10 protein-coding genes and 1 pseudogene are annotated in these 9632 nt (G+C 71.6%); 3 read left to right on the forward strand and 8 right to left on the reverse strand.

Translation table 11 applies throughout. The features are described from left to right. Window positions 1-891: an STM4011 family radical SAM protein gene (locus tag ACRWNP_RS34280; RefSeq protein WP_431968451.1), complete on the forward strand. Its 891-nt coding sequence runs from the start codon at window positions 1-3 to the stop codon at window positions 889-891. A 32-nt stretch (window positions 892-923) separates the two neighbouring features. On the opposite strand, the gene ACRWNP_RS34285 is transcribed toward ACRWNP_RS34280, so the two are convergent. Together ACRWNP_RS34285 and ACRWNP_RS34290 are read right to left on the reverse strand one after the other, a co-directional pair. After that, on the reverse strand, window positions 924-1730 hold the full coding sequence (locus ACRWNP_RS34285; RefSeq protein WP_431968453.1) for an SAM-dependent methyltransferase: 807 nt from the start codon (window positions 1728-1730) through the stop codon (window positions 924-926). 175 nt (window positions 1731-1905) lie between these two features. After that, entirely contained in the window at window positions 1906-2772 is an 867-nt protein-coding gene (locus ACRWNP_RS34290) for a helix-turn-helix domain-containing protein (protein WP_431968455.1), read from the reverse strand. Between the two features lie 136 nt (window positions 2773-2908). Here ACRWNP_RS34290 and ACRWNP_RS34295 point away from each other — a divergent pair, with 136 nt between their 5' ends. Continuing rightward, window positions 2909-3367 (forward strand): ATP-binding protein, encoded by a 459-nt coding sequence (locus ACRWNP_RS34295; RefSeq protein WP_431968457.1) that lies wholly within the window; start codon window positions 2909-2911, stop codon window positions 3365-3367. A gap of 33 nt (window positions 3368-3400) precedes the next feature. On the opposite strand, the gene ACRWNP_RS34300 is transcribed toward ACRWNP_RS34295, so the two are convergent. After that, complete coding sequence (locus ACRWNP_RS34300) at window positions 3401-4192, reverse strand: SGNH/GDSL hydrolase family protein (protein WP_431968459.1); 792 nt, start codon at window positions 4190-4192, stop codon at window positions 3401-3403. A gap of 245 nt (window positions 4193-4437) precedes the next feature. Between ACRWNP_RS34300 and ACRWNP_RS34305 the strand changes: the two genes are divergently transcribed. Beyond that, window positions 4438-5262: a tyrosine-protein phosphatase gene (locus ACRWNP_RS34305; protein WP_431968461.1), complete on the forward strand. Its 825-nt coding sequence runs from the start codon at window positions 4438-4440 to the stop codon at window positions 5260-5262. Window positions 5263-5281: 19 nt separating this feature from the next. Here ACRWNP_RS34305 and ACRWNP_RS34310 read toward each other — a convergent pair whose 3' ends face one another. The 5 genes and pseudogenes from ACRWNP_RS34310 to ACRWNP_RS34330 all read right to left on the reverse strand — a co-directional run. Next, a complete protein-coding gene (locus ACRWNP_RS34310) occupies window positions 5282-5407 on the reverse strand; it encodes a DUF6126 family protein (RefSeq protein ID WP_431968463.1) in 126 nt (41 codons plus the stop codon). Between the two features lie 14 nt (window positions 5408-5421). Next, complete coding sequence (locus ACRWNP_RS34315; RefSeq protein WP_431968465.1) at window positions 5422-6039, reverse strand: helix-turn-helix domain-containing protein; 618 nt, start codon at window positions 6037-6039, stop codon at window positions 5422-5424. A 95-nt stretch (window positions 6040-6134) separates the two neighbouring features. After that, window positions 6135-7538, reverse strand: a complete 1404-nt coding sequence (locus tag ACRWNP_RS34320; RefSeq protein WP_431968467.1) for an aspartate aminotransferase family protein — start codon at window positions 7536-7538, stop codon at window positions 6135-6137. Then, window positions 7519-9441, reverse strand: a complete 1923-nt coding sequence (gene dxs, locus ACRWNP_RS34325) for a 1-deoxy-D-xylulose-5-phosphate synthase (protein ID WP_431968469.1) — start codon at window positions 9439-9441, stop codon at window positions 7519-7521. The genes ACRWNP_RS34320 and dxs overlap by 20 nt, the downstream gene beginning before the upstream one ends. A 37-nt stretch (window positions 9442-9478) precedes the next feature. Then, window positions 9479-9632 (reverse strand): annotated as a pseudogene (locus tag ACRWNP_RS34330) (flavodoxin-dependent (E)-4-hydroxy-3-methylbut-2-enyl-diphosphate synthase); the annotation flags it as partial.

Genomic DNA, 9632 nt, shown 5'->3' on the forward strand with positions numbered 1-9632 from the left:
ATGGACCTGACGATCCTCTACCGCGGCCCGCTGGCCTCGTGCGACTACGACTGCCCGTACTGCCCCTTCGCCAAGCGCCGTGACAGCCGCGCCGAGCTGACCGCCGACCGCGCGGCGCTGGAGCGCTTCGCCGGCTGGGCGGCCGGGCGGACGGACGACCGGCTCTCCCTGCTGTTCACGCCGTGGGGCGAGGGCCTGGTGCGCTCCTGGTACAGGCGCACGCTGGCGGAGCTGAGCCGGCTTCCGCACGTCCGCAGGGTGGCGATCCAGACCAATCTGAGTTGCCGCACCGAGTGGCTGGACGAGGCCGACCGGGACACGCTGGCCCTGTGGTGCACCTTCCACCCCGGCCAGACGCCCTACGAGCGTTTCCTGGCCAAGTGCCGCGACCTCGCGGACCGCGGCGTCCGGCACAGCGTGGGCGTCGTCGGCCTGCCGGAGCACCTGGAGCAGGCCCGCCGGCTGCGGGCCGACCTCCCGGACCACGTCTACCTGTGGGTCAACGCCGCCGAGGGCCACACGTACACCGACGCCGAGGCGGCCCGGTGGACGGCGCTGGACCCGCTCTTCCCGTACAGCCGGCATCCGCACCGCAGCGCGGGCCTGCCGTGCCGCACGGGCGAGTCGGTCATATCGGTGGACGGCGAGGGCACGGTGCGCCGCTGCCACTTCGTCCGCGAGGAGCTGGGCAACCTGTACGACGGCTCCTACCGCGCGGCGCTGCGCCCGCGCGCGTGCCCGATGGACGTCTGCGACTGCCACATCGGCTACGTCCATCTGGAGACGCTGCCGTTGTACGACGTGTTCGCCGGCGGGGTCCTGGAGCGGATACCCGCCGCGCCGCCGCCCGGGCGGACACCGCTCCCGTTCCTGACGCCGACGACCTCGTAGTCGGACGGCACGGCGCGCCCCGCTCGGCCGCGTCAGCCCTTGCGGCCGACGCCTCCCCAGAAGGCGATGCGGACGTGCTCGTCCTCCTGCGGGAGCCCGGGGTCCGGGCGCCACCGCGGCACCTGCACCAGGCCGGGCTCGACCAGGGAGAAGCCGTCGAAGAAGGGCTCGATCCCCGGCTTGCTGCGCAGGGTGAGGGTGGAGGTGGCGTTCTTGTAGGCCTCTGCGGCGTCGGCGTCGACGTCCTGGTGGAAGTCGGTCGTGCCGTGGCTGAGGATCAGGAAGCTGCCGGCCGCGAGGTTCTTGGTGAGGGTGCGCACGATCCCGGCCGGGTCCTCGTCGTCGCGGACGAAGTGCAGGAGCGCGACGAGCATCAGGGCCACGGGCTCGTCGAAGTCGATCAGCTCCCGGAGGGTCGCGTGCTCCAGGATGCTCTCGGGCTCGCGGACGTCGCCGAGGAAGAAGCCGGCGTTGCCGGCGTTGGTGAGCCGCGCGCCGGCGTGGGCGGCGACGATGGGGTCGTTGTCGACGTAGGCGACCCGGGCCTCGGGGGCGACGGAGCGGGCGACCTCGTGGGTGTTGGGCGAGGTGGGGATGCCGGTGCCGATGTCGACGAACTGCCGGATGCCCTGCCCCGCCGCGTAGCGCACCGCGCGCTGCATGAAGTCGCGGTTGGCGCGGGCACTGGGGCGCGCGTCGGGGGTCATGCGGATCACCATCTCGGCCGCCTCGCGGTCGGCCTCGTAGTTGTCCTTGCCGCCGAGGTAGTAGTCGTACATCCGGGCCGGGTGCGGCCGGCTGGTGTCGATCTCCTCCGCGGGGAAGCCCTTGTCGGTCAACGCCCTGCTCCGTTCGGATTCCGGTGGCCCTTGGGGGTCCAGGTCGGTGCGGTCTGCGGTCTTCCGGTCCGTCCCGCCGCCCGTGTCGGCGGGAAGCCGGCCTGAGCGGCCTCGGCGCCCGGGACGGATGACATCATCTCGTTGCCGGTGTGCATCGGGCAGGGCCACTCCATGGTCAGGTCTCCTTGTGGATGCCACTGAGTATCCGCTCGGTGCTCCGGGCCGGTGCGGCTTGTGCGCACATCCGGTCCAGGGCCTCCAGGAAGGTCGAGACGTCGTCCCGGTCGTCGAAGTAGACGGCCCCGACCAGGCTTTCGGAGTAGACCACGTCCGGGAGGTCGTGCGTCTGGAACCGGAAGATGTGGAACGGGCCGTACATGGCGGGGTGCGCTCCGGCCGTGAACGGCATGACCTGCAGTCGTACGTTGGGCAGGGCGCAGGAGTCGATCAGCTTGGCGATCTGGGCGCGCATGACCGCCGGACGTCCGATGGGTCTTCGCAGGACGGTCTCGTCGATGACGATCCAGACGAGCGGCGCGTCCTCCCGGGTGAGCAGCGCCTGGCGTTCCATGCGCAGCGCGACCCCGCGTTCGATCTCCTCGTCGCCGGTGCGCGGGTTCCCCGCCCGCAGCACTTCGCGCGCGTAGTCCTCGGTCTGCAGCAGTCCGGGGACGTAGTGCGGCTCGTAGGCGCGGATGACGCCGGCCTCGCCCTCCAGGCTCACGAAGGCGCTGAACCAGTCGGGCAGGACGTCGCGGTAGCGGTGCCACCAGCCCGGCTGGTTGGCCTCCCGGGCCAGCGCCAGGAACCCCTCGACCTCCGCCGGGTCGGTGACCCCGTAGGTGCGCAGGAGCTTCTCGACGTAGGGGATCTTCAGGCCGACCGCGGCCTTCTCCATGCGGCGGATGGTGGCATGGGTGACGTCGAGCGCCCGGCCGGCGTCCTCGAAGGAGAGTCCGGCCTTCACCCGCAGGTCGTGGAGCCGTTTGCCGAGCACCACCCGCAGGACGGTGGGAGCACCGGCTGACCGCGCGTCCGTCACGACCACTTCCCCAACTCCCCTCTGCCGCAAGCAGTGTGTCATGCCGTCAACGAAAACCGACAGTGCGCACCGGCCGTTCTGTAAATTACAGATCGCATCTTGCCAACAGTTCTAACGGGGCCGCATAGTTAGCGACGTGGCCCCCTCACCAGACGCTCTGCGGTTAGAGCGCCGTGGCGACCTCGACGCCCGTCGCTGCCAGGACCTCTTCCGTTTGCCCGCCCACGGGTCCTCGGTCGCCGACGCACGCCACCGCGTGCGGGCACGGCTGCGGGAGTGGGAGGCGGACGAGGGACTCCGCGACGACGCCGAGATGATCGTTTCCGAGCTCTTCACCAACGCCGTCATGCACACCGGCAGTGAGTTCATCACCTGCGGGCTGCGCTACGACGGCACCCGGCTGCGCCTCGAGGTCAGCGACCAGGGGCGCGCGCCGACTGCGCCCCGGCCGCGGGCGGCGGGCGTCGACGAGGAGGGCGGACGCGGCCTGCTGCTGGTGGGCGCCTTGTCGCAGGCATGGGGCGTCCGGCCCACCGACGACGGTGGCGGCCGTGCCGTGTGGGCCGAACTCGTCTCCGGGACCTCGCCCTTCTGACATCGCCCGAGCGGTAGGCCCTGGGCCCGCCGGCTACAGCGGCAGCAGGTCCGGGCGCTTGGGCTCCACGTGGTCGCCGGAGGACTCCCCGCGCAGCCGCCGGCCGATCCAGGGCACGAGGTACTCCCGCGCCCACTGGATGTTGTCCCTGCGGATGTCGGCGGGCGCGCGGAACGGCTCCGGCGGCCACGCCTGGTCGGGGTCGGCGGGCACGTCGAGGCCCAGCACCTGCGCGGCGCGCAGCGCGACCCTGGTGTGCCCCTCGGGCGAGAGGTGGAGGCGGTCGGCGTCCCAGGCCCGGCGGTCCTGGACCGAACGCAGCGACCACAGGTCCAGCACCGGGGAGTCGTACCGGTCGGCGATGGCGCGCACATGCGCCGTGTACGTGGCGATCTTCCCGCGCAGATGGCGGAGCACGGGCACGCCGCGGGTGTCGAAGCCCGTGCACAGCACGACGGTGCCGACCGTCGCGGTGAGGCGGGCGACCGCCGCCTCGTAGCGCTCCGCGACGTCGTCCGGGTCGCTGCCGGGGCGCAGGATGTCGTTGCCGCCCGCGCAGAAGGTCACGAGGTCGGGCGCGAGCTCGACGGCGCGCGGCACCTGCTCCTCGACGATCTGGTCGAGGAGGCGACCGCGCACCGCGAGATTCGCGTACCGGAAGTCGTGTTCGGGGCGGCGGTCGGAGAGCAGGACCGCCAGCCGGTCGGCCCAGCCGATGAACGTCCCGTCGGGACCGGGATCGCCTACACCTTCCGTGAAGCTGTCCCCCACGGCTGTGTACGACCCGATGGCGTCACTGTTGTTTCTCTTCGAATCGTCTGGCACGTCAGCACATACTTCACCTCCTCAAGTGACCTACGCCACCGTAACCAGGGGTTGACTGGGGGTGATCTATCCCACCCGGCCGGATCCACCGGAAACGGAATAGGACGGCGTCCCGGCCGCGCCGCGACAGCCCGCGCGGGGGATCGCATACCGCCCGGTACGGACGCCGCCCGGGTGTCGTAAGGTCGGGCATGGTCCGGCCGCCGGTGACCCGCACCGCCCGGCCCCTGAGCGAAGGAGTGCCGGTGACCGAGCAGACGCCGCAGACCGCCCCGTCGGAGCCCGAGCTGACCGGGGTGCGCAACTTCCGCGACGTGGGCGGCCTCCCGACGACCGACGGCCGCCGGGTGCGGTACGGACGGCTCTTCCGCAGCGGCCACCTGGCGCACGCCACCGCCGAGGACGCCGCCTTCCTCTCCGCCCTCGGGCTGCACACGGTCTTCGACTTCCGCAACGCCTCCGACATGAGGCTGGAGGGCCCGGACGTCGAGCTGCCCGGCGTGCGCAACGTCAACATGCCGCTGAGCGACCCGGCGCAGGGCGCCGAGTTCTGGACGACCGTCCGCGACGGCGACATCGCGGCGCTGCGCGAGATCCTCGGCGGGGGCCGCGCCGCCGCGCGCATGGTGGAGGCGTACCGCCGCATCGTCCTGGACCGCACGGCCGAGCACGCCCGCATGCTGGACCTGCTCGCCGGGGAGGAGTCGGTGCCGGCACTGCTGCACTGCGCGGCGGGCAAGGACCGGGCCGGGACGTCGATCGCCGTCATCCTGCTCGCGCTCGGGGTCGAGCGCGACGCGATCGTCGAGGACTATCTCAAGAGCAACGAGGCACACCGCCGCTACCGCATCAAGCGCGGCGACGACACGGACCCGGCGACCACCCCCGAGGTGATGGAGCTGCTCGGCCCGCTCTTCGACGCGCGCAAGGAGTACCTGGAGACCGCCTTCGACACCATCGAGGAGCACTGGGGCTCGGTGGACCGCTACCTGGAGGAGGGGCTCGACCTCACTCCCGGGCGCCGTGAGCGGCTGCGCGCCCTCTTCCTCGACGGCGCGCGGCCGGCCTGACCCGGGCCGCCGGGGCGCTCTACTTGGCCCCGGCCAGATGGAAGATCAGGAAGAAGAACGCGGCGATGACGTGGACCCCCACCAGGTAGATGAAGGTGCGCACCTTGAAGCCCATGGGGGCCTTGTCTCGGGAGTCGCCGGACACGGTCAGTCCTCTCGTCATGCGCCGTGGGGGCGCGGGGAACGGCCGTCGCCCAGGCACAGCTCTACGACGGAACTCCGCAGCAGCGTGTGGACGAACAGCAGATCGACACCGTTCGGCGAAGTCGCCGCGATGCGGTGCGGGGTGAGCGAGTCGAAGTGGGCGCTGTCGCCGGGCACCAGCCGGTGCACGGCCTCCCCGAGGGTGAGCCGCAGCTCGCCCTCGAGGACGTACAGCCATTCCTCACCGGGGTGGACGCGGACCAGCCCCTCCTGGGGGCCGGGAGGCACGTGCAGCCGCAGCGCCTGCATGGCCCGCCCGGGGTTCCCGGCCGGCCAGTACGTCCAGCCGCCGGCCTCCGCGGGCGGCACAAAACCGCCGCGGACGACCGGATCGCGCTCCGCGGAGGTCTCGCCGAGCAGGTCGGACACCGTGGTGCCGTAGGTGCGGGCGAGCGCCAGCAGCATGGGAAGCGAGGGCTGCCGCTGCCCGGTCTCCAGCCTGGACAGGTGCGCGGGCGAGAGCCCGGCGCGGGCGGCTGCCGCCTCCAGCGTCAGCCCGCCCCTGCGGCGCAGCGCGCGCAGCTGGGGGGCGACGTCCGGCAGGGGCGCCTCGTCCGAGGATGGTGAGGTCATGCCTCAGGTATAGATGCGATTCGCCCCCGAGGCAAAAAGATTGCCTGGGGGGCAAGAACCGCGGGCGAGAATCGTAGCCCGGCCGACGGCCTGGGTCAGCGGCCCGCGACCGCCTGCTTCACCAGTGTCCGGCCGAACTCCCACATCAGGCCACCGGAGCCGTGTGCGTCGTCCATCACGGCGGTGAAGGCGTTCACGAAGCGGTCCACCTCGGGCTCCCCGATGACCAGCGGCGGGATCAGCTTGATGACCTCCAGGTGGTCCCCCGAGACCTGGGTGAGGATACGGTGCCGCTGCAGCAGCGGCACGACCACCATCTGCGCGAACAGGCCCTTGCGCGCCGCCTGCAGCATCGTCCAGCGACTGCGCAGCCCCAGCGACTTCGGCCGGCCGAACTCGATGCCGATCATCAGGCCCCGGCCGCGGACCTCGTGCAGCAACTCGTAGCGGTCGACGAGGACGGCTAGGCGGTCGCGGAGCAGGTCGCCGGTGGCCCGCGCGTTGGCGACGACCTTCTCGTCCTCCATCACCGTGAGGGTGGCCAGCCCCGCGGCCATGGCCTGGGCGTTGGAGCCGAAGCTCGCGGAGTGCACCAGCACCCGGTCCATGGACGAGTAGACCTTCTTGAAGATCCAGTCCTTGCCGAGGGTGGCCCCCACCGGCACGTACCCGCCGGACAGGGCCTTAGCCACGCAGACCAGGTCCGGCTCGACGCCCCCCTCGTGCTGATAGGCGAAGAAGTCGCCGGTGCGGCCGATGCCGGTCTGCACCTCGTCGGCGACGAGCAGTGCCTTGTGCCGGTGCAGCAGCTCCTGCGCCGCCCGCAGGTAACCGGGCGGTGCGGCGTGCACACCCTTGCCCTGGATCGGCTCGACGATCAGGGCGGCCACGTCGCCCTTGGCCAGCTCCCGCTCCAGGGCCGCCAGGTCGCCCAGGGGTACGGCGGTGTCGGGGAGCAGCGGGTCGAAGCCCTCGCGGAAACCGCTCTCGCCGTTGACGGACAGCGAACCGGTGGTCAGCCCGTGGAACGCGTGGTCGCAGTAGAGCACGCGGGGCCTGCCGGTGGCGTAGCGGGCGAACTTCAGGGCCGTCTCGACCGCCTCGGTGCCGCTGTTGCCGAAGAACACCCGGTCCAGGCCGGGCGCGTACGACAGCAGCCTCTCGGCGAGCAGCCCGGGCAGCGGCTGGCAGTCGAAGCGGGTGAGGTCCGCCAGCCCGGCGTCCAGAACGTCGTGCAGCGCCTTGCGGACCACCGGGTGGTGGCGGCCCAGGCCCATCACCCCGAAGCCGGCGAGCATGTCGAGGTGGTCCCGGCCCTCGTCGTCCCAGAAGTACGCGCCCTCGGCCCGCTCGTAGACCTTGTCGAAGCCGATGGTGTGCAGCATCCGCGGCAACTGGTGGTTGAGATACCTGGCGTGCAGGTCGTAGCGCTCGGCGCCGCGCTCGGCCAGCAGCGTCGCCAGGTCGAACCCCTTGGGTTCAGGATCGGGCGGTGTCATCGCTCACGTGCCTCTCGTTCGGGTGCTCGTTCACCGCGAGACGGATCAGGGTGGCCCCGATCCGGCCGGCGATCTCGGCAGGTGTGAGCCCGATGTCGGCCAGCACCTCGCCGCGCTTGGCGTGCGCCAGGAACTGCTGCGGGATGCCGAAGTCGCGGACCGGCACATCGGTCTCCGCGTCCCGCAGTGCCTGCGCGACGGCCGAACCGACGCCTCCGGTACGGCCGTTGTCCTCGATCACGGCAACCATGCGGTGCCGGGCGGCGAGCGCGGGCAGCTCCGCGTCGAGCGGCTTGACCCAGCGGGGGTCGACGACCGTGACGCCGACACCGCGTTCGCGCAGCAGGGCGGCCGCGGCCAGGGAGACCGAGCCGAGGGCGCCGACGGACACCATCAGCACGTCCGGCCGGTCGCCGCGGTGCAGGACGTCCATGCCGCCCACCCGGTCGATGGCCGGCAGGGCCTCGCCGACGGTCTCCTTGGGGAAGCGGATGACGGTGGGCGCGTCGTCGACGTCGATCGCCTCGCGGAGCTGGGCGCGCAGCTGGTCGGCGTCGCGCGGGGCGGCGATCCGCAGGCCCGGGACGACCTGGAGGATCGACATGTCCCACATGCCGTTGTGCGAGGCGCCGTCGTCGCCGGTGACACCCGCCCGGTCCAGGACGAAGGTGACGCCGCACTTGTGCAGCGCGACGTCCATCAGCACCTGGTCGAAGGCGCGGTTGAGGAAGGTCGCGTAGACGGCGACCACCGGGTGCAGGCCGCCGGTCGCCAGGCCCGCCGCGGACACGGCGGCGTGCTGCTCGGCGATGCCGACGTCGTAGACACGGCGCGGGAAGGCCTTGGCGAACTTCTCCAGGCCGACCGGCTGCAGCATGGCCGCGGTGATCGCCACGACGTCCGGGCGCTCGGCGCCGATGCGGACCATCTCGTTGCCGAAGACCGAGGTCCACTTCGGGCCGCTCGACGGGGTGAGCGGTTCGCAGGTGAGCGGGTCCATGGCGCCCACCGCGTGGAAGCGGTCCGCCTCGTCGCGCTCGGCGAAGGCGTAGCCGCGGCCCTTCTCGGTGAGGCAGTGGACGAGGACGGGGCCGTGGAAGCGCCGCGCCCGGCGCAGCGCGGACTCGACCGCGGCGACGTCGTGGCCGTCGATCGGGCCGAGGTACTTCAGGCCCAGGTCCTCGAACATGCCCTGCGGCGCGAAGGCGTCCTTGAAGCCCTTCTTGGCGCCGTGCAGGGACTCGTACAGCGGCTTGCCGACGACAGGGGTCTGCTGGAGCACCTGCTTGCCCCAGGCCAGGAAGCGCTCGTAGCCGTCGGTGGTGCGCAGGGTGGCCAGGTGGTTGGCGAGGCCGCCGATGGTGGGCGCGTAGGAGCGCTCGTTGTCGTTGACGACGATGATCAGTGGGCGGTCCTTGGCGGCGGCGATGTTGTTCAGCGCCTCCCAGGCCATGCCGCCGGTGAGCGCACCGTCGCCGATGACGGCCACGACGTGGTCCTGCCGGCCGAGCACCTGGTTGGCCTTGGCCAGGCCGTCGGCCCAGCCGAGCACCGTGGAGGCGTGGCTGTTCTCGATGACGTCGTGCTCGGACTCGGCGCGCGAGGGGTAGCCGGACAGGCCGCCCTTGCCGCGCAGCTTGGAGAAGTCCTGACGGCCGGTCAGGATCTTGTGGACGTAGGACTGGTGACCCGTGTCCCACAGGATGCGGTCGGCCGGCGAGTCGAAGACCCGGTGCAGGGCGACCGTCAGCTCGACCACGCCCAGATTGGGTCCCAGGTGCCCCCCGGTCCTGGCCACCGCCTGGACCAGGAATGCACGGATCTCCACGGCGAGTTCGCCCAGCCGCTCCGGCGGCAGGGCCTTCAGGTCGCGCGGACCACGGATGTTCTCGAGCAGCGACACTTTCCCACCTCGCTCCCCTACCGGGGATTGTTTCGCTTTAGCTCACACTGATCTGGGGCTCTCCTGACGGCACTTTGTCGGCCTTCATCCGCTCGGCGAGCTTCATGGCCTCCTCGATGAGGGTCTCCACGATCTTCGACTCCGGCACGGTCTTGATGACCTCGCCCTTGACGAAGATCTGCCCCTTGCCA

This window comes from Actinacidiphila sp. bgisy160 (genome assembly GCF_965342435.1).
In the GTDB taxonomy this organism is placed as follows: domain Bacteria; phylum Actinomycetota; class Actinomycetes; order Streptomycetales; family Streptomycetaceae; genus Actinacidiphila.

Coding starts and splice junctions, on each gene's coding strand:
- ACRWNP_RS34280 (WP_431968451.1), top strand. CDS start 1: ATGGACCTGACGATCCTCTACCGCGGCCCGCTGGCCTCGTGCGACTAC.
- ACRWNP_RS34315 (WP_431968465.1), bottom strand. CDS start 6,039: ATGACCTCACCATCCTCGGACGAGGCGCCCCTGCCGGACGTCGCCCCC.
- ACRWNP_RS34320 (WP_431968467.1), bottom strand. CDS start 7,538: ATGACACCGCCCGATCCTGAACCCAAGGGGTTCGACCTGGCGACGCTG.